Below are 21,936 nucleotides of genomic sequence, written 5' to 3' on the forward strand. Positions count from 1 at the left end.
ACATTGCATTTTTAACAAATATTCTTTATTATTAGTATTTTTGTTTGATTATTAAATATTGTTTCCTGTGTATATAAAAAAGGCCTTTTCTCTTATTATAATTTTACATTGTTTTATAACCTTTTCTCAAAATTATAAATTTGAACATTTATCTACTGAGGATGGATTGTCTCAAAATGATGTCAATAGTATATATCAAGATAAGGAAGGTTTTATGTGGTTTGGCACCCATGATGGCTTAAATAAATTTGATGGCTATAATTTCACCACTTATGTTCCCGAATCTAACAACCCTACAAGTATAAATAGCAATTTAATATGGGATATTGTTGGTGATAAAAATGATAATTTATGGATTGGAACTACAGGACATGGATTAAATTTTCTTAATAAAAACACCGAAGAATTTCAACATTTTGTTCATGAACCAAAAAAAGAAAACAGCATAAGTAGTAACATTATAAACTCACTTTTTATTGATAGTGGTAATAAACTATGGATTGGAACTCCAAATGGAGTTGACGTAGTAGATTTAAATAAACCAATTGATTCAATAAATTTTCAACATTTTCAAATTAAAATCACCAAGTCTTCTGTAAATAAAAGACTCGTAATAAAATCTTTTTTTGAAGATAGTAATAACACAATTTGGATTGGATCTTCTCAAGGTCTTTTTAAAGTAATAGATTCTAATAAAAATTTTGTTCTTGAAAAATTAGATATTAAACTTGATTTATTTAGCTCTACAATAAATAGCATTATAGAAGATCGTTTTCATAATTTATTAATAGGATCCCAAAATGGTTTTTTTAGTTATCCTTTAAACAAAAAAAATAGAGAATTCCGATTGGTTAATTCTTCATCTGTAACAGAAATGATTCTTGATGGATCAAATAATATATGGGTAGGAACTACAACAGGTTTTTTAAAATTTTCAAATTCTAGAAAGTATTCAATTCCAAAACTTGAAAATAAATTTTCACATAACTTAAAAAATGAAAGTAGTTTAAGCCAAAATGTAATTAAGTCTGTTTTTATCGATAAAACTGGAATTATTTGGATTGGAACTAATGGTGGCGGAATAAACATTTTAAATACAGAAAAAAAACAATTTAAAAATATAAAATCTGGCCCAGATAAAGGAAACTTATCTGAAAGTAAAATTCGATCTATTTTTGAAGATAGTAACGGTAATTTATGGATAGGAACTCAATCTAGCGGATTAAACCTACTCCTAAAATCAAAAGATTCTGGAAATTTTAATAATTTTAAAAACTTCAAATCATTATCTAGATCTTTTACAATTTCAGAAATCAAAGATAAGGATAGAAAAAAAGTTTTAATTGGTTTAAGTTCTGGAAGAAAACTTGTTGAAGTTGACATTACTGATCCTCAAAAAAACATATCAAAAAGTGACTTTAAGAATGTTGAAAACTCTCCTTTTGGAATATTTTCCATTCTTCAAGATTCAAAAAATAATTTGTGGCTGGGATCCTACAATAATGGGGTACAAAGAACTTTAAATAACAGTTCTAAAAAAAATATTTTTAAAAACATAGTTGATGAACCATCTAGCTTACCAAATAACATTATACGAGATATTTTAGAAGATAAAAAAGGAAATATTTGGTTTGCTACTGGAGGAGGTCTCTCAAAACTTAAGCCAAATGAGATTGAAAAAGACATTCCAAAATTTGAAACCTACAAAAACATACCAAAAGATTCAACAAGTATTAGTTTTAATTATATACTCGATATTTTTGAAAGCAAAAATGGAACTTTATGGATAGGAACATTAGGCGGTGGATTAAATAAATACATACCTTCAAAAAATAACAAAAAGGGTACTTTTAAAAGATACACTACAAAACAAGGACTTCCAAGTAATGCTATTAAAGGAATTTTAGAAGATGACAATTCAAATTTATGGATTTCCACAAACCGTGGAATCTCTAAATTCAATCCTAAAAAAGAAACCTTTAAAAACTATGACATTAATGATGGTTTACAAAATAATGAGTTTAGTGAAATTGCTTGCTTTAAATTAAAAAATGGCGATTTAGTTTATGGTGGTGTAAACGGATTTACTATATTTTCCCCAAATAGTATTAAAAACAATATCCATGAAACCGAGACAGCCATTACAAATTTTTCTGTTTTTAATAAACCAATAGAAGTTAATGAAAAATTTAACGGTAGAATTCTACTTGACAAAACGATAAACAACAAAAAAGAGCTAGAATTAAAATACAATGAAAATAGTTTTGCCTTTGAATTTACATCATTACACTTTGCAGCTCCTAAAAAAAATGAATACGCATATAAACTTGTTGGTTTTGACCAAGATTGGAATTACACAACTTCCGCCAGAAGATTTGCCAACTATACCAATGTTAGCCCTGGTAATTATACATTAAAAGTAAAAGCCTCAAATAATGACGGTTTATGGGATAAAACTCCTGCCAAGTTAAACATAACAATAACTCCTCCATTTTGGGCTACTAATTTTGCTAAAGCAATTTATGCTTTATTAATCTTAGGGCTATTATTTGCCTTTAGAAAGTTTACAGTTATAAGTACTTCAAAAAAATATGATTTAGAATTAGAACACTTAGAAAAAGAGAAATACGAAGAAATAAATAGATTAAAATTAGAATTTTTTACAAATATTTCACACGAATTAAGAACTCCATTAACCCTAATTAAAGGACCAATAGACTATCTAAAAAGTAAAGGTCAAAAGCTTCAAATAAAAGATACTGTGGAGCAACTAGGTATCATGGAAAAAAATGCAAATTACCTATTACGCCTTGTGAATCAATTACTAGATTTCAGAAAAATGGAAAAAGGTAAAATGAAATTGGTAATTGGCAAAAACAACATTGTTGATTTTATAAAAGAAATATGTGAACCTTTTCAATTTTTAAGCCATAAAAATCAAATTAACTTTAAAATATCTTCAAAACAAAAATCTATTTTAACTTGGTTTGATGGGAGCGCTTTAGAAAAAATTGTAAATAATTTACTTTCAAATGCTTTTAAATTCACACCTAATAATGGTAAAATTTCTGTAGAAATAATTGAAGGTGAAGATTTCGAGACTTTAGAAAAAGTAACTTTTCCATTTAACAAGTCGGAATGTATTGTTATAAAAATAAAAGATTCTGGACCTGGAATACCTGAACATAGAATTAAACATATATTTGAACGATATTATACTGAAATAGACAAAAATAAGATAAGTGAGAAAGGTACAGGAATTGGGCTTTCATTTGTAAAAAACTTGGTAGAACTGCATAAAGGAAGTATTTCAGTAATAAGTGATTCTAAAAATGGAAGTACATTTTTTGTTTGCTTACCAAAAGATAAAGTTTATTATGAAAACTGTGAAGTTTCTGACATTCATGAAGTTTCAAAAGACAATTTATTTTTAAGCACCCTAGAACAAGAATCTCAAGCAATAGGTGTTATTGACGATTTGGTTGATAAAAATATTTCTAAATCTAGATCTAAACTCCCAGTTTTACTTGTAGTTGATGACAATAAAGATATTAGAGCTTTGATTAAAAAAAGTTTTGGAGAAGATTTTCATATTTACGAAGCTGAAAATGGTGAACAAGGTTTTGAAATGGCATTAAAATACATTCCTACTATTATTATTACAGATCTTATGATGCCAATTATGGATGGTGTTGAATTATGTAATAAACTTAAAACCACAAACGATACAAGCCATATACCTTTAGTAATGCTAACTGCTGCAATTTCCAAAGAAAAAGAAATTGAAGGTTTAAAAACAGGTGCAGATTTTTATATTAAAAAACCTTTTGAAATTGAAGTGCTTAAATTAAGGTTAAATAATATTCTATCTACTAGAGAACTATTAAGAAAACGCTTTAACAGAGAGGTAAATATAGAACCTGGAACTATTGAAGTAGAATCAAACGAAACTAAATTCCTTCTTCAGGCTACCGAAATTGTTGAAAAACATATGATGGATACTAACTTTAGTGTTGAACTACTGGTAAAAGAATTAAGTATTAGTAGAAGTGGCTTATACTTAAAAATTAAAGAATTAACAGGTCTTTCATGTAGTGAATTTATTAGAAGCGTACGTTTAAAAAGAGCTGTACAACTTCTAGAACAAAGCGATTTATCTGTAAAAGAAATTATGTATATGACTGGATTTAATACAGCCTCATACTTCTCTAAATGCTTTAAAAATCAGTTTGGAATTTTACCAAGCAAATACATTAGAGATAAAAATTCTAATAGTTAAAAGCAATATAAAAAACATTACATACAAAAAAAGGTTTGGATATAAAATCCAAACCTTTTTTCAATCAATCTAATATAAAAACTACTTTACTTTAATCTTTATGAGCATCAACCGCTCCACCAATATTATTTTCAACATAACCTTCTAAAACAATTTTAAAAGCATGTGCATAATTAGTTGGCAATACTTTTGGAGTTTTAATTACCAAACCTCTTTCATTTCTTTCCCAAGATAATTTCTCTTTACTTCCTAATAATTCAATGTTCACTATTTTAGAATTTAGAACGCCTATTTCTGTGCTTAAAGTCTTCATTACTATTTCATCTTGTGGAGTATCTAAAACAATTGCATAAAACTCTTTATCAGACTTTTTTGTATATCTAATATCAGTATTTTTATATGCAATTTTAATTTTTTCAACTTTGTGTCCACCTTCAGGCAAACGTGTTGGACCTTCACCAAAAACTGTCCAAGGTCTAGTACCATAAATAGCATCTCCGTTCACTTTTAACCAAGCTCCCATTTCTTCTAATAAATTAACCATAACAGGTGGTATTGTTCCATCTGGATTTGGTGGTACATTTAATAACATTAAACCATTTTTAGCAACAATATCTGCTAATATATCTATTAACTGATCTGGAGTTTTAAATTTCGCACCTGGTCTATAAAACCAAGCTCCAGGAGAAGTATCTGTAAGCCAAGCCGGATTTTTTGGTTGGTTTGGTCTTCCTCGTTCATAATCTTTTATTGCTGTTTCTATTGGAAAAGTACTTTCTTTATAAGCAACTCCAACTTCTTTACCCCATTCTAAACCTTTATTATAGTAGTAAGCCAAAAACTCTTGTCTACATTCTTCTGTCATATTTTCTAACCACCAATCAAACCAAATTAAATCTGGTTGATAAACATCAATATATTCTTTAAGTTTTGCCCACCATTCAGTATAAAATCTTTCATCTGGCGTATTAGATTCTAAAGAGTGAGGACTTGTATATAAATCGTAATCTTTTACATCTATATTTCCGTGTGCATGCGCAGGTGCAAAATATTTCCATGTAAATGCATGATGAAACGAAGCCATAAATTTCATACCTCTAGCTTCTATCTCTTTTTTTAAACCAGCTGAAGGATCAATTCCTCCATAATTCATAGAGTTCCAACGTGTTGCTTTACTATCCCACATTGCAAAATTATCGTGATGCATAGCAACAGGACCCGCAAATTTAGCTCCTGATTTAGCAAACAATTCAGCCCATTTTTCAGCATCAAATCCTGAAGGATCAAATTGTTCAATTATGTGTTTATAACCGTATTTTTTAGGATTACCATATTTCTTTTTATGGTGAACATAGTTGTTACTTGGTTTGCCATTATGTGTTGGTACAATTTTTCCATCACTATACATAATCATTCCATGCCAACCTCTATAATTTTTTTCTGGATCTGTTCCTTCAAATGCTTCAGAAACTGGTCCCCAATGTGCATATATTCCAAATTTAGCATCTAAAAACCAATCTGGAGTTGCATTAACTTTTTTTAAAGATTCCCAATTTTTTTCGTATTTTTTAGTTTGTGCAGTTAATAAGGTACATAACCCTAAAGCCATAATCCCTGTTAAAACAAAATTTAATTTGTTGTATTTCATTTTAGTATCTTTTTTCTTTTTATTACTAGTTTCATTACAAATTCTATACTCCATTACTTTAAAGTAATTTAGTAATGGTGCTAAATTAATGCTGTAATACTTATTTTAATGCTAGAAAAAACCATTTTTCTAGTACATATGATTATTTTTAGTTAAACTTTTGGAATTATCTTTTTAGGAATTTCAATTTTTTTATTATCCGCTCCTTTAGCAAAATTTGAAACATCAAAAACGTTTTTTTGACTCCAATCGCATTCAACTCTACCATCTCCCAATACAATATTTCCTAATTTATTTCTAAACCAATCCGCTAACTTTATGTAACTTTTATTATTTGCCACATTATTTCTTTCTAAAGGGTCAACACGCAAATCGTACAATGCTAAACAAACATCTTCTCTTGGTGCTTCTAATCCCCATTTAATAGCTACGTTTGGTTTTAATTTTCCTCCAGGTTTTTTTCTAGATTCTCTAGTTTGCATTGAAAAGGCAAAATCTTCAGTTCTAATGTATGCTCTAGGACCAGCAACATGATTAAAATCTCCAAGTATATATTCTCTTTTTAATTTTTTATTATTATGAACTTCTGCTAAATTATATCCATCTAGATAATTATATTCATTTGAAGAAATATTAACACCTCCGGCTGATAATATTGTAGGCATAATATCTACATATTCGGTAAAATCTTGATATATTTTTCCAGCTGGAAATAGCTTTTTGTCTGATGAAACTGCAATAGCTGATGTGTGTGTAGACATTTCCCAAGGTGTAAATTTTGCTTCAATTCCATTTTCGCCTAAATGCCAACCATGATCTCCACAAACATATAAAATTACATACGGTCTATTATTTACTTTGGAATATGTTTTAAACTCTTTTACTGCTTTACCAATTAAATAATCTCCATATGCACAAAAAGCATAATAATCTCTAATTGCTTGCTGCATATCTTTATAAGACAATCCATCAATTTTTAATTTATTATATAAATCTTGCATTTGTTTTGGAAGTTTTTCCACTTCTTTTTTATCAAATTCAGGAATGTTATATGTTTTATTTTTAAACCTATCTCTAAATTCTTTTGGCGGCATTACCGGTGTGTGTGGTAAGTGAAAACTTAAGTTTACAAATATTGGTTTGCTAGAAGTTGCTCCTTCAAAATCTTCTCCATTCTCCAACTTATAATTACTATCTTTATTCTGAAGATATTTTGAATACTCTTTATAAATATTTCCATCTAAAGTTTTACCAGCCGGCATTGAGTTTACTCCACCAATAATTAAATCTGGATTAGTTCTTGTGTACGCATAAAGTATATCTAGTTCTTTCTCAACTTCAGCTTTTGTTTTTTTGTCTTCAGCAGATAGATTTTTAGATCTACTAAACGATTTATTTACTCCGTTTGGGTAATAAAAATTTACTCTAGTATCTAATTTTTTAGATTTTCCATTTACTTTTCCCCAAATGGCTTTATTTGTCCAATCTGTTACACCAAAATCACGTAAACTTTTTGTTGCTTCTACCGTTTTTTCATAATGAAAATTTAATGGTGTTTTTTGTTTGAATTTTCTTAAATACACACCGTTTTTACCAAACAAAGCCGTTTCATAGCCATTATCTCTCATAACTTCTGGCATAATTTTATTAAAAAAATCTGGTTGATTATGATGGTATTCAAATCCATAAACACCATTTCTAAAAGGATATTTACCAGTAATAATACTAGTTCTTGAAGGTTGACACGCAGGAGAATTACAATACATTTTTGTAAATACTGTTCCTTCTTTTGCTAAAGCATCTAAATTTGGTGATTCCACATATCCAAGTGGGCTTTCCTTTTTACCTGTTACAATCTCATTATAATACCCATTAGAATCTTTACGTTGATCATCAGTAATTATATACAGAATATTTGGTTTCACTACATTTTGAGCAAAACTTGTTACTGAAATTTTTACAACAAAAATTAATGTAATTAGAAATGTTTTTTTAATATGTTTCATGAATTACGATTTTTTAATTGCTACAAAAATGGCTATTCTAATAATGCAATTGATTTACAGATGTCTAATAAAATAGCACAAATGTTTGTTGTATAGTGTTATTGTAGATTAATGCAAAAATCATGTTAGAATTAATCATAAAAAAAAAACCTGCAATAAATATTGCAGGTTTTTCTAAACTTAAACTTTATGATAATTAAGGTCTAGCATCTTTTTTAAATATTCTAAAATCATCGTAATATACTACAAAGTCTACACCTGAAGTTGGAACAGGTTGAAGCCTTAAGTTTTTACCCATAGAATCTGAACCTGGAGTAATTTCTACTTCCACATATTCCCAAGTATCTGTTGCCGGAACTGGATCTCCAAGGGCTTGCCATCTAGGAGTTACTGCAGTACTTAAATCGTACCAAATTTTATCTCCAGAAACATTTTCTTGTATATCAGAACCTGAAGCTATATATCTTCTATAGGTAATTAAATACGTTACACCTGCTTCATAATTTAAAACTCCGCCTACGGTTTCTAAACGTGGTTTAGAATCTTCTAATTTAGCACTTTGCAAACCATCAAAAGCTTGTTCTGTACTAAACTCAACTACTGCGCCAGAACCACTTGCTCCCTCTTTCCAATTGTCTCCAAGTGTACCTTCAAAAGAACTATCTAAAATCATATTTCCTTCGTACATTGTTACTGTTAAATTAGAAAAAGGTGTTACAGCTCCATCACCCAATCCATAAATAGACCCTGTTCCATCATATGAAATTGTAATTACATCTGTTCTATAAATTTGATCCGTTAAAACTATATTTAATATGCTTGAGTCTGCAGAGTCTGCACTAACTGTTGCTATTGGAAAAACTACATTGTTTACCAATACTTCAAAACCAGAAGTTGGATCTGTAAATGAATTTGGATCCATTTCAGTATCAAAACCAATTTGAATTGTTTGGTCTTCTAGTTCAACTACATCACCTTGCTGCTCAACAGGAGTTGGAACATATACTTCGATTGGTAGATTATCAAAAGCTTCTAATAAACGTTCATCAAAAGATAAAAGAGCTGCATTTTCACCATCATATGAAATAGTTACAGCTTTAGAAGCATCTGCTGGTACTAAAGGATTTTCTAAAGTTATAATTAATTTTGTTCCATTAGAATTTCTTACCACAGATTCAATAGTTTTTTCTACACCATCAACTTCTACAATAAAATTACTTGAAACATTTTCAGTAAATGTTTGCAGTTTATGACTTATTGACACTATAATTTCATCAGCATTGGATTCTACAACATCTCCTGTATATGTTAAAGGAACATCTAAAGGCAATACAGTAAATATAGTAGGAATGTCATAAATATCATCACTTAATTTTAATTTTTCGGTTCTTGCACGTGAAGCTTTTAATTCCACTCTATAATCACCTAATTTATTAAAAGTAATAGTATCTATCACTCTATCTTTCAACTCAACTCTAGTAAAAGTTTTACTATAAATACTAGTTTGTTGTGTTGAATCTGTTTCTAAAGTATGTACACGCCATTTAGTAGTTTCTGGACGCCCAATATTATCCGGTTGTAATCCGCTTAAATCTTCAAAAATTAATTGATCTCCATACGTTAAAGTTACACTTTCTACTGTTTTATGATCTAAAACTGTTTCGTCCATATATCTAACTTCTGGTACTGCAACTACGGTATCATAAACATCTATTATAAAGGTATAATCTACAACCCATTTACCATCCACATTTATAGTTCGAATAGTATCAGTAACATCTGTTTTAAGTTCAATATCATAGTACTTATTAAATACAAAAGAGGTAGAATCTTCAAATACACCATGATAAGAAACTTCAGTTAGTGAGTCTCCTTTTTTCCATAAAACATGAACAGTTTTATCTGTTGAAATTGTAGTTCCTGGATTTATAATATAGGCATCGTGATTGTCTAAATTATTAGGAATTGGACCTTCTAAAAAGAATGCGTTATCTGGAATTTTCCAAAAGCTTTCTTCAACACCTGCAGATAAATCCATAAATGAGAAAAATCTATTTACTTCAGACTCTTTAGTTGATGCAGTTTGTGACCAAGTAATTGACAAATCTGAAAAAGATCCTGGCGCTTCATAATCATCATCGTCACAACTAATTAACATTAGTGCTAGTACCGACAATGTAAATATTGTTTTGATTATATATTTTATTTTTTTCATAATTTAATATTTTAGTTTAAAAGTTAAGGTAACATTACTTAACTCTCCCAATTTACTGATCCCAGTTTAAATTAGAGTTTATTTCATCTTGTGGAACTGGTAAATACCCATGTAATTCTTCAATAAAATTTTGAGAACCTAATAGAGCATCTCTTAAATGTGGTTCATCAACTCTCATATTTCCACTAATAAAAAGATCCGCTGGATCATCTTTTGGAAATCTAAAAGCATAAGCTGGTAAATTAGGATCGTCATATGTTGGAACTTCTCCCGTTGGCATAATAAAACTTCTCCATCTAATAGGGTTTTTACCCATTACATTATTTTTAAAGTTCCAGCTATCATAATGGAATGATGCTAAAAGCTCTAATTGCTCTTTCCAAACTCCCCAACGTCTTAAATCAAAAACTCTATCGCCTTCTAAAGATAATTCTAATGGTTTTTCTGTAAACCTTAAATGATTTTCTAAATTTTCTAATGTTACAATTTGTTCTCCATTTGATGAATCTAAATCAATATCATCCATATACGTAGTATCAGAACCTGCAAACTCTGCACTTGGATCGGTAGATTTCCCCAACAAAATAAGATGAGAACGTTTTCTAATTCTATTAATGTATCTTAAAGCTTCACTTAAATCGCCTTTTTCAATCATACATTCAGCATACATTAAATAAACTTCTCCCAAACGCATTATTGGTATATTGATATCTGATCTATTATCTTTATCAGCATCTTCATCTTCACCCATTCCGCCATTTTCTGTATTCCAACCTGTGAATTTTTTAATAAAATTTGGATATTGCCTAGCATGAGTATTAGCTGTTTTTTCTGTTCCATAAATAGCATTCTCTACACCATACATTCTACCATCTCTATCATCTACAGATGATATAGAGTTGTTCATACGTAAGCTATACATTCTTAAAACATCTACTTGAATGCTATCATTCCCAAACATATCTTTTTCTGGGTCTCCAGAACTATCGTAAACATTTCTATCTACTAAATTTGCTGGATCTAATGGGTCTGGTTTTTCATTTCTGTATTTTAATGTTAACCAAGAACTAAATTGAACCTGATTTCCATCATTCAATTGATGTGAAATACTTTGTGAAAGGTTTTGTTCATCTAAACCTAACGGATTAGCATCGTAGGAATAATTAATTTCAAAAATAGACTCATTATTAAATTCTGCAATACCTGTAAAGCATTTTGCTAAATCATCAACAAGCGTATATCCATAATTATCCATTACATTTTTCAGATAAATTTCAGCATTTACAAAGTCATTTTCATTTATATAACTTTTTGCTAATAATGCTTCACAAAAACCGCCAGTTATGCGTCCTAAATTACCGCTTCCTACTTCAGATTGCCAAGCATTATATGTGCCTGGTAAATTTTCTATTCCATATTCTAAATCGGCTCTGTAAAAAGCTTGAATATCTTCGGCAGAAGAAAAAGGTCTTTGAAAATCATCAATATCTACAGGAACTGTTTCAAACAACGGTAAAGAACCTTTATTGTATGAATTGTATAAAACATAGTAAAAATACCCTCTTAAAGCTCTTGCTTGAGCAAGTATGTATACGCCTGTTTGTACTGCATCTTCTCCATTAAATGTCGGCTCTAACCTATAGTAAGCATCTATAACTTGGTTAGCTCTAAAAATTCCCTTAAAGCAAGCATCCCATTTATTTTGCACTTCATTTGTTGTTAAATCAAACGATTGATCATACATTGAATTCCCAGTACTTTTACTTCTAAAAACCGCAGGAACTGTAATATCTGTTCTATTATACTCCCATTTTATCCCTAAAATATCTTCATCTCTTAATGAGGCATAAACCGTGTTTAATCCACTACTTAAATCTGCCGTAGTTTGCCAAAATGTATCAAGTGTTAATGCATTTGGATTTACTTGGTCTAATTCATCTACACATGCCTGAAACGAAAAGGCAAGTATAAATAAAGGAATTATTCCTTTCAAAAATGTCTTATTTATCATTAGTTTATAATTTTCTAATTTTCTGTGTATATTTTTCATCTTCATCTACTTTAAATTAAAATTGAAGTTGTAAACCTGCCTTAACTTGAGAAGATATAGGATATCTTCCTTGGTCAATACCACGAGTACTTAATCCGTTACCACCTACTTCAGGATCAAACCCTGTGTAATCTGTAATAGTAAGTAAATTTTGCGCTTGCACGTATATTCTAAATTTACTAAGTCCTAATTTTGCACTTGATTTTTTAGGTAAAGTATATCCTACTGAAATGTTTCTTAATCTAACAAAATCACCATCTTCTAAAAAATAATCTGAAGCTCCTCTATAAGATGTAGTATTATTTCCATCGTACCAAGGCACATCAGATGATTGATTGTTCTCTGTCCATGAATAAAATAAATCTTTATGTACACCTGCTTGGTACGCATATGCTTTACTACCATTCATAATTTCAGCTCCAAATGATGCATACCATTGCATTGAAAAATCGAAGTTTTTGTAATTAGCAGAAATATTTAATCCTGTTTCAAAATCTGGAGATCCACTACCTTGATAAATTCTATCTCCATCATCAATTGCACCGTTTCCAGCATCTGCAACACCGTCACCATCAGTATCTTCAGTTAACTGATCTACATACATTAATTCTCCCATTTTTGCACTAGGGTTTATTAATTGGTATTGAGCCAATTGCTCTTCGGTTTTTATAACACCTGCTGTTTCGCGTAAAAAGAAAGCTGCAGCTTCATAACCTTCAGTAATAACTGTTACAATTTCTTTAGAACCTTTTGTTGAAATATATCCATTATCTAAATATATAATTGGATTGTTTTCACTTGTTTTTGTTACCATGTTTTCGTTTTTAGTAAACGTACCAGAAACACTCCAATTAAAATCTTTACTTGCTCTATGTTTGTAATTAAAGCCTAACTCAATACCTTTATTTTCCATGTTTCCAACATTAAATACAGTACTTCTATAAGACCCTGAAACTCCTGTTGAAGGTGGATTTACAATTTGATATAATAAATCTTCTTTTTCATTTTTATAAAAATCGGCAGAGAAAGTTAATTTATTTTTGAAGAAACCAAAGTCAAAACCAATGTTTTGTTCAATATTTGTTTCCCATTTTAAATTTGCGTTTGCATATTCTAATTGAGTAGTACCTAAAGCACTTGATTCTGTACCGGCACTAGTAAGATCGTCAGATGCGCTATTACTACCATACACATAATCTGCACCTGGCTCAACAACAGCTTGGTTACTATAAGCTGTAAACCTATCGTTACCAGTTGTACCGTAACTTGCTCTTACTTTAAATGAATTAACAACATGTTTTAAAGGTTCCCAAAAGTTTTCGTCTGACACATTCCAACCTACAGAAACTGAAGGAAATAATCCCCATCTATTGTCTTCTGAAAATTGAGAAGAACCATCATAACGTGCACTAGCACTAAATAAATATTTTCCATCGTAGTTATATTGAATTCTTGCCAAGTTACCTATTAAGGTTTTAGTATAATCATATCCTCCAGATTCAATATTATAAATCAATTCATAATTATCTAAAACTGTAATTTCTGAATTTAAGTTATTTCTTACTTCTAAACTATAACGTTCTAATTCTGATTTCTCAAAAGAAGTCATTGCTAACAGATTAATAGTGTGCAATCCAAAAGTTTTGTTATAATTTGCAAATACTTCAGCTGTATATTTTTGAGAAGTTATATCAGTAATAGTTTGAGATGTAATATTATTTGGATTAGAAATTAAATCTCCTTCTGTATTGTAAATATCGTATCTAGGAACTTTTTCAACCCATTTTTTATCTTCATATTGAACACCAAATCTTCCAGTAAGTCTTAAATTATCAGAAGCATCAAAATCAAACTGCACATTTCCCGCATGGCTGTTTCCTTCTCTTTTGTCTTCTGTTTTAATGGTTCTTAAAGTATTTGCTAAAGCTCTAGCCTCATTTAATTTCCAATCATTAGTTGGATCATCGGTACTTATTTCAGAAATATCTTCAAGCACACTACCATCTAAATCAACTGCTGGTTTAAAAGCTTGATATTCATAAATTTTGTTCATCATTCCAGACCAAGGCTTTAATTGATCATCTCTTTTAAAAGTTAATGAAGTTTTAATTTTCCATTTACCTTTTACAAACATAGTATTTGCACGTACATTAAATCTTTTATAGTCTGAATTATAAAAAGATCCTTCTTGTTGGAAATAATTGGCGTTAAAATTATATGTTAACCCTTCTTTACCTCCAGTAATATTAATACGATGATTTTGAATTGGTGCATTATCATTTAATAATACATCACCAATATCAGTATCGTTTGTAAAGTAACTAGTATTTCTATGAATATCACCGTCTACTCCACCTTGTGGCTTATCTGTGTTTATAGCTGATCTTAATAAGTGAAGGTATGTATATTCTTCTTTAGTCATTTGATCAAAATCCGACGTAATTCTTTGGATACCATATTCAGATTCAATAGAGATTCTCATTTGACCAACCTTACCTTGTTTAGTTGTAATTAATATTACACCACCAGCACCACGTGTACCATATATTGAAGCGGAAGCTGCATCTTTTAATACATCTATAGATTCAATTTCACTAATACTTAATTGCGGATCTGAATCAAAAGGAATACCATCAACAACATACAATGGGCCGCTTTGTCCATCCATAAGAGAACTAAACCCACGAATTAAAATATTTGCTTCTTCACCAGGAGCACCTGAACTAGAAGCAACATTAACACCTGCTATTTGACCTTGTAAGGCAGTACCAATATCTGATGTTGTTGTTTTTTCTAAATCTTCAGATTTTACCTTAACAACCGCACCGGTAACTTCTTTCTTTCTTTGAGTACCATAACCAATAACAACAACCTCTTCTAGTGTTGAAACATCTGATTTTAACACCACATTAATTGTTGTTTTTGAGCCAACTACAATTTGTCTTGTTTGAAAACCTAAATAACTAAAAACTAAAGTTTTTCCTTTTTTTACTTTAATTTCATAATTACCATCAAAATCTGTTGTAACTCCATTGGCAGTTCCTTTAACAAGAATACTTACACCTGGCAAAGGCATACCATCACCAGTTACTGTTCCCTTAACCGTAGCTTTTTGAGCTTGAGTAAAACTAAAGCTAATGACTAATAGTAAAGTCATTATCGATGCTTTCAGTTTCCAGTTAACATTTAATTTGAATTCCATACTTTATGTTTATTTTAAATTTGGTTGTAACAAATATCCTATTTAACATATGATTAACATATAACATATGTTTAATTAAATTACACTATAGTCCAAATCAAATTTCGCCTATTTAAAACGTTTTCAGAAGTTATTTAAAATTAAGAAGCGTAGTATTTAACTGCCTTTGAATTTGGTAGACATATGTTCTATTTTATTAGACATTCCAACTAAACACACCAAATACAAACCCTTATTTTTGAACTTAATAATTTAAAAACCTATTACTTATGAAAAAACACATACTATTATTTATTTTTTGTGGAATGCTTTTTACTGTAAATGCACAAAAGAAATTTGATGCTACTAAAAAAGCAACTGCTTGTTTAGAATATGCTTCTAAAAAAATGGATTTAACTCCAGAGCAATCAAAATTGTTTGTTGAAGCTGTGGCTGAAAGGTTAACTGCAGACAGAGAAAAACTTGCTGGAGGAAAAATTAAAAAATTATCTAAAGAAGAAAAAACGGAAATTTGGGCTACTATGTTAAAAGAATTTAAAAATAAACTTGCTCCAAAATTTTCTAAAGAAGAAATTAAACAAGCAAATACTCTTTTCAAAGAATATAAAAAATCTACTTGGAAAAAAAATAAGAAATAAGACTTTAACTAGGTTTATAATTTATAAACCTAGTTATTTTTAACAAATACTATATACCAATATAAAATTTTTACTATGATGAAAAAACTACTACAAAAAACTTTGTTTACCTTGATTTTTACAAGCTTAACAACAGTTATTTACGCACAAACAGTTACTTTTGATACATTTCCAGATGAAATTGTAGCAGCAACAGGAAAAATTGCACCAGGAAGTCAACTTATTATAACTATTGACAATATACCTGATGACAATACAACTATTTTAGCCAATATTAGAGTTTACAACACAGGGTCTTTAGCTAATGCTGATAAATTATTGCAAACTAACATCAACGTAGATGCAACAGATTCTACCTCAGGTAATTTTTATACTTTTGTAGAAGCTGCTGGTACAGATGCTAATACTATAAAACGAACTTTTACTTTTACAGAATTGGTAGAGAACACAGCTGGTGGTGGTACTGGAGGTTCATATGTTGTAGGAAATGAATATGACATTTTAGTTAGGCTACTAAACACTGCAAGTGGTACGGTTGACACAAACAGTAACCCTACTACAATGGAAGCCATTGAAATTATCCCCATCGAAATAACTGAAATTAATTTTGATGAAGGATACACAATTACTGATGAAACTAACGCTACACATTCAGTTTCAAATGGAGAACTTACTATTACAACCACAGCTGAAATGAGTTCAGGTGTAAAAATAGATTTAGGTGTAAATTACATAGATGCATCAGCTAATCCTTTTGCTATCATTTATTATAGAAATGAATCTACAAACACACAATTTGCATTTCACACAGCTAATAACGGTCTTTATGATAAAATGACAGGGATAACTACTGAAATGGCAAGTACAGATCCTTTTGAGCAATCTTCTAGTAAAGATTTGTCTCAAGGAGGAACAAATACTTGGACAGGAAATATTTCAACTATTATTTTACGCCCTAGAATTAACAACGGTACTACTGCAGCAGGAAACTTTACTTTAGATAAAATAGTATTTGATAACGATGGGACTTTAGGTGTTAATAATTATGAAGCAAAAAAAATAGGTGTTTACCCAAACCCAACTGCTGATTTTATTTCAATTTCTACAGCTAATAATAATATTAAATCTGTATACATTTATGATGTTATGGGTAAACAAGTAAAAAAGTTTAACAACCCAACCAATATGGATGTTTCAAACTTATCAAAAGGTATCTATTTAATTAAAACAGATACTGGTAAATTATCTAAATTTATAAAAGAATAAGTACTCTTCTATTTCACAACTAAAAAAGGCTTGCATAATTGCAAGCCTTTTTTAATTAGTATAGAAATATTTACTATTTATTTCCCTATTTTTAAGTATTCCAATCTTCTTTGTACTTGTTTGTCGTTTTTAACAACTTCAGATAACTTATCAAAATCTATATCTATTTTATAATTATATCCATCTTGCAATAAAACTATAGTATTAAAAATTAACAATGCTTCTGCTCCATCATTTGATTTATAGACTGCTTCTTGTATAACTTCAGCAGGATTTTTAATTCCTTTTAAACCTAAATATTCAGCTGCTCTAACTCTGTTAATTAATTCGTCATCGTTATTTGCAATATCAGCTATAATAGCATTCAAGTTTTTATCAGAATTCTTATAACTACCAGAAATAATAATTCCCCAATAACGTTCCCAAGTGTCAGATGATTTCAAATGTTGTTCTAATTCATTTTTAACATCGTTAAAATCTTTATAAACTAAATTAGATATATCTATATACTTTTCAATATTAGCTTTGTTAGTTTGTCCAAATTCAACTGGGTTTTCAAATGCGTTATTAATTAGATAATACTCTGGATAAAATGAAAGATCTGGCATACTTTTAACCCAAGTAGTCATTTTATTTCTCATATTATTTAAAGTTTCTATATACTCTTTATTTCCTGCTAAATTATTTGTTTCAAATGGATCTTCTTCAACATTATACAATGCTTCTGGTTGTTTTGATTCAAAAAATTGAGATTGAATTTTATTCAACTTATTATCCTTATATAATTGAGCCCATTCTTTATATGCTAATTGTTTGTAACGATACTCATTCATTAAACCATCAAAATTAAAAGGCATATAATTACGTACATATTTATACTTTCCTTTTCTAACAGCTCTCACCATATCATATTTTTCATCAAATCTATCTGCATAACTGTAGGTTATATCATTATCTGTCACTGCGTTTTTCCCTAAAAATGGTTTTCCATCCATTGCTTTTGGGATTTCAATTCCAGCTAAATTTAATACAGTTGCTCCAAAATCTACAAAACTTACAAATTGATTGGTTCTAGAACCTATTTTTTGATTTACTAAATGTTTGTATTTTTCAGGTACATGTACTACAAGTGGCACATGTAAACCTGTTTCAGTTAAATATCCTTTACTATCTGGTAAAACTCCACCATGATCTCCGTAATAAAATATGAAAGCATCTTTATACAATCCATCTTCTTTTAATTTTTCTAAAATATCTCCAACTTCAGTATCCATTTCTACTATTTTTTTTCTGTAATGGATGTTGGTATATTTAAATGTTTCAGTTTGTGGGTGATTTGGCTGAATAAAAACTTCTGTATTCTTATTTTCCTCGATTCCTTTGTTTAAAACTTCTTCATCAAAATGAAGTCTACCTTCGTGCGTTGTTCCAATATTATACACATAGAAAAAAGGTTGATTTTCTTTTCTACCTCTCCAAGTTGCCTTTTTCGAAGACATATCCCAAACAGTATCTCCTTTTACAAAATTATAATCTTCTTTTGCATTATTCGCTGTATAATAACCAGCTTGTTTTAAATACGCAGGAAACATAGCAACATCGTTTGGTAAAGGAACTTCTTGGATTCTTCTATGGTAGTGAGATGCTGCTCTTGGTCCATACGAACTTGAAATTAAAGTTGACCGTGCCGCACTACATACAGCAGCGTTTGAAAATGCCCTATCAAAAACAACTCCATTTTCTGCTAAACTTTCAATATTTGGTGTTTCAATACCATGTTCATCAAACATTTTTAAATAGTGCTTGGAATTATCTTCCGAAACTATCCAAATAATATTTGGTTGTTCTACAACTTGACTTTTACAGGCACTTAAAGTAATAAGTGCTCCTAGTAAAAATATTCTAGTATATTTCATAAATTAATATAATTATTTTATCTGTTTTCTATTTAAAAATATGTTGCTACTAAATCCATCTAAAACATCATCTAATACAACTGGCTTACGCTCATCTTTACTTATTGTATTTACATGAAAATTTTGAATAGATAAACCTTTAATATGACGTGCATAAATACCTGATGCAGGTAACGTTCCAACTTTACTAAATTCTGGCCACCAACCACCTAAAGTTTCTAATGTATACTCTTTAATTTCTTTTGAAGCATCTTCTTTTGTTCCTCCACCAGCAACTGTGATTTGAATATTATTTATTTGAATATTTTTAATGTAGTTATTTGGCATTCCTGTTAAAAAAAAGGCTGAATTTTTATCTAACGCTCTATTATCAACAATAAAGTTACTAAAAATAAAGCTATGCATTGCTTTCATTGGATACATTTCATTTGGAGCATCAACGCAAGCTTTTTGCTGTGTAAATGTCATAAAAACTGGTCTAGGAACGTTTTTCATTACTAAATTAGAAAAAGTCATATTTTTCATTTCTCCGCCTTCATTCATTTGAATTTTTAATCCAGAATCTTGAATATCAAAAAAGGTACAATTAGAAACTGCTACTGAAGAAATATCTCCTCTAGATAATAAACCAATTCGTAAACCTGCCCATTTGCTTGTAAACACGCAATTATCAACTACTATATTTTTACTTGGTTTTTCTATTAATGAAGCTTGAATACAAATAGAATCGTCACTTGTATCAAATGAGCTATTGGTTACTCTAACATTTGTACAGCCATCAAAATCTAATCCATCACCATTTCTATTAACTCTACTTTTAATTCGAATTCCACTTACAGCAATTTCATTTGAATACAAAATAGCTGCTGTCCATGCTGCAGGATTTATAATTTTTATATTGTTTAAATGAATATCTTCACAATACATAAAACGCATTAACATTGGTCTTCCTCCTTTTTTCTTTGTAAAATATTTTGGGTGACCGTTACCATCAATAGTTCCATAACCTTCAATGGCGAATGATTTTGCGTTTTTAGCAAAAATTAAACAACGATCCATATGTGGTTCGTTTTTATACATATTTTTATGCGTATCGGTTGCGTAATCTGCTATATCTGGGCTACCTAATAAAACTGCTCCATTTTGAATATGAAGTGTTACAAAATCTTTTATATAAATGGTGCCAATAACCACTGTTTTTCCAGCAGGAATAACTACGGTTCCTCCACCATTTTTTGTACATGCATCAATTGCTGCTTGCACAGCTTTTGTATCTTTAGTTATTCCATCGGCTTTTGCTCCATAATCCAAAACATTAAAATCTGTTGCAAACACTTGTAATTGAAAGCCTATGATTATAAGAAAGATCAATTTTTTCATAATTTTAATTTAGGTATTGTTTATATGTTTTTGAAATACTAACTGTATCACCAACTTTTTCTTGCCAACTTTGAAACTGATTTAGTAAAGCTTTCACTGTTGATTTTGATTTTTTTAACTTAATTAAGTTTTCTGTTTCCCAAGGGTCTTTTTCTAAATTATAAAACTCAATAGCTCCGGTTTTTGGATACAGTATTAATTTTTTATTGTTTGATATTATACCACGTTGATCATCAAACATTGCTAAATAAATAGACTCTCTAGCAGTCTCTTTATTCTCAATTAATGGTACTAAACTTTGAAAATCTATATCACTTAAACCTTGAATACCTAATAAATCAAACAATGTTGGGTTTACATCTTGAAGGTAAACTCTATCTTCAATTTTTGTGTTTGGTTTTATTTTGGGTGCTTTTATAATTAAAGGTGCTGTTACACTTGGCTCATATAAACAAACTTTTCCGGCAACTCCATTCTCACCAAAACTTATTCCATGATCCGACATAAATACAATAATAGTATTATCATAAATACCTTTTTCCTTTAAAGCCTTTATAATATCTCCAACTCTATCATCCATATGCGTTACCATTGCATTGTTTTGCTGAACTCTAGATTGCATGGTTTTTGAACTCAAAGGATTATTGGTATATTGATACTTTACATTTTTATTTAATGGCCTTCCATTTACAACACTTGGAGGTAAAATCATATCCTTTGCAGGATACAAATCGTAATAATTTTGAGTAGTTTGTCTTGGTACATGCGGTGCATTAAAAGCCACATACATAAAGAAAGGTTTCTCTTCACTATAATTTTTTACAAACTCAACTGCTTCTTTTCCAGTAATATCAGTAACATGACCTGCTTTTTGGTTGTATGTTTTTAACTGTCCTGGTTGAATACTTCCTACTTTATCAAAAATATCTCGTGGATTTTTACCCCAAGCATGCCATTTCCCTGTCATATAAGTAATGTAACCATGTTCTCTTAAAACTTCAGGAAAAGCTTTTGGTGCATTTTTCCTATTAATTTTTTGTGATTTCCAAAGAGTTTTGCCATAAAACAACATGGTTCTACTTGGAATACAAACCGCAGGTGACCAACAGCCCATATTGTATGCATTCATAAATGAAACTCCTTCTTTTGCTAAAGCATCCATATTTGGTGTAACCATTGCTGAATTACCATAAGCACCTATCGCTTGATTACTTTGATCATCAGATTCTATAAACACAATGTTTGTTTGAGCGTTTGCTACATTACAAACACAGTATAGTATTGCTGTAAAAAGAATTTTTTTCATATTTTAAGAAAGACTATCAAAGTATAGATC

At 29.8% G+C, this 21,936-nt stretch carries 11 protein-coding genes; 3 read left to right on the forward strand and 8 right to left on the reverse strand.

From position 1 onward, the window contains the following. The first annotated feature begins 67 nt into the window (after nucleotides 1–67). The gene (locus tag R3X25_RS01140; RefSeq protein WP_317671012.1) at nucleotides 68–4,279 is read left to right on the forward strand and encodes a two-component regulator propeller domain-containing protein; all 4,212 of its coding nucleotides are present in this window, start codon (nucleotides 68–70) and stop codon (nucleotides 4,277–4,279) included. A gap of 91 nt (nucleotides 4,280–4,370) precedes the next feature. On the opposite strand, the gene R3X25_RS01145 is transcribed toward R3X25_RS01140, so the two are convergent. The 5 genes from R3X25_RS01145 to R3X25_RS01165 form a co-directional block, all read right to left on the reverse strand. Beyond that, complete coding sequence (locus R3X25_RS01145; protein ID WP_317671014.1) at nucleotides 4,371–5,981, reverse strand: alpha-L-fucosidase; 1,611 nt, start codon at nucleotides 5,979–5,981, stop codon at nucleotides 4,371–4,373. 98 nt (nucleotides 5,982–6,079) lie between these two features. After that, on the reverse strand, nucleotides 6,080–7,933 hold the full coding sequence (locus R3X25_RS01150) for a sulfatase-like hydrolase/transferase (RefSeq protein WP_317671016.1): 1,854 nt from the start codon (nucleotides 7,931–7,933) through the stop codon (nucleotides 6,080–6,082). A gap of 196 nt (nucleotides 7,934–8,129) precedes the next feature. Then, entirely contained in the window at nucleotides 8,130–10,148 is a 2,019-nt protein-coding gene (locus R3X25_RS01155) for a hypothetical protein (RefSeq protein WP_317671018.1), read from the reverse strand. 52 nt (nucleotides 10,149–10,200) lie between these two features. Beyond that, nucleotides 10,201–12,198, reverse strand: coding sequence for a RagB/SusD family nutrient uptake outer membrane protein (locus tag R3X25_RS01160; protein ID WP_317671020.1), 1,998 nt, complete (start codon nucleotides 12,196–12,198; stop codon nucleotides 10,201–10,203). 16 nt (nucleotides 12,199–12,214) lie between these two features. Beyond that, nucleotides 12,215–15,400 carry a TonB-dependent receptor gene (locus R3X25_RS01165; protein ID WP_317671022.1) on the reverse strand — a complete coding sequence of 1,062 codons (3,186 nt, stop codon included), beginning with the start codon at nucleotides 15,398–15,400 and terminating at the stop codon, nucleotides 12,215–12,217. Nucleotides 15,401–15,669: 269 nt separating this feature from the next. Between R3X25_RS01165 and R3X25_RS01170 the strand changes: the two genes are divergently transcribed. Together R3X25_RS01170 and R3X25_RS01175 are read left to right on the forward strand one after the other, a co-directional pair. Beyond that, nucleotides 15,670–16,038 carry a hypothetical protein gene (locus tag R3X25_RS01170; RefSeq protein WP_317671024.1) on the forward strand — a complete coding sequence of 123 codons (369 nt, stop codon included), beginning with the start codon at nucleotides 15,670–15,672 and terminating at the stop codon, nucleotides 16,036–16,038. A 78-nt stretch (nucleotides 16,039–16,116) separates the two neighbouring features. Then, nucleotides 16,117–17,304, forward strand: coding sequence for a T9SS type A sorting domain-containing protein (locus tag R3X25_RS01175; protein ID WP_317671026.1), 1,188 nt, complete (start codon nucleotides 16,117–16,119; stop codon nucleotides 17,302–17,304). Between the two features lie 77 nt (nucleotides 17,305–17,381). Here R3X25_RS01175 and R3X25_RS01180 read toward each other — a convergent pair whose 3' ends face one another. Genes R3X25_RS01180 through R3X25_RS01190 form a run of 3 tightly spaced genes read right to left on the reverse strand, consistent with a single transcriptional unit; the run spans nucleotide 17,382 to nucleotide 21,906 of the window. Continuing rightward, complete coding sequence (locus tag R3X25_RS01180) at nucleotides 17,382–19,220, reverse strand: sulfatase (RefSeq protein ID WP_317671028.1); 1,839 nt, start codon at nucleotides 19,218–19,220, stop codon at nucleotides 17,382–17,384. A 12-nt stretch (nucleotides 19,221–19,232) separates the two neighbouring features. Then, complete coding sequence (locus R3X25_RS01185; RefSeq protein WP_317671030.1) at nucleotides 19,233–20,600, reverse strand: glycoside hydrolase family 28 protein; 1,368 nt, start codon at nucleotides 20,598–20,600, stop codon at nucleotides 19,233–19,235. Between the two features lie 4 nt (nucleotides 20,601–20,604). After that, nucleotides 20,605–21,906 carry a sulfatase-like hydrolase/transferase gene (locus R3X25_RS01190; protein ID WP_317671032.1) on the reverse strand — a complete coding sequence of 434 codons (1,302 nt, stop codon included), beginning with the start codon at nucleotides 21,904–21,906 and terminating at the stop codon, nucleotides 20,605–20,607. Nucleotides 21,907–21,936: the final 30 nt, after the last annotated feature.

Origin of the sequence: Lutibacter sp. TH_r2 (assembly GCF_033101135.1) — a bacterium.
Classification (GTDB): domain Bacteria; phylum Bacteroidota; class Bacteroidia; order Flavobacteriales; family Flavobacteriaceae; genus Lutibacter.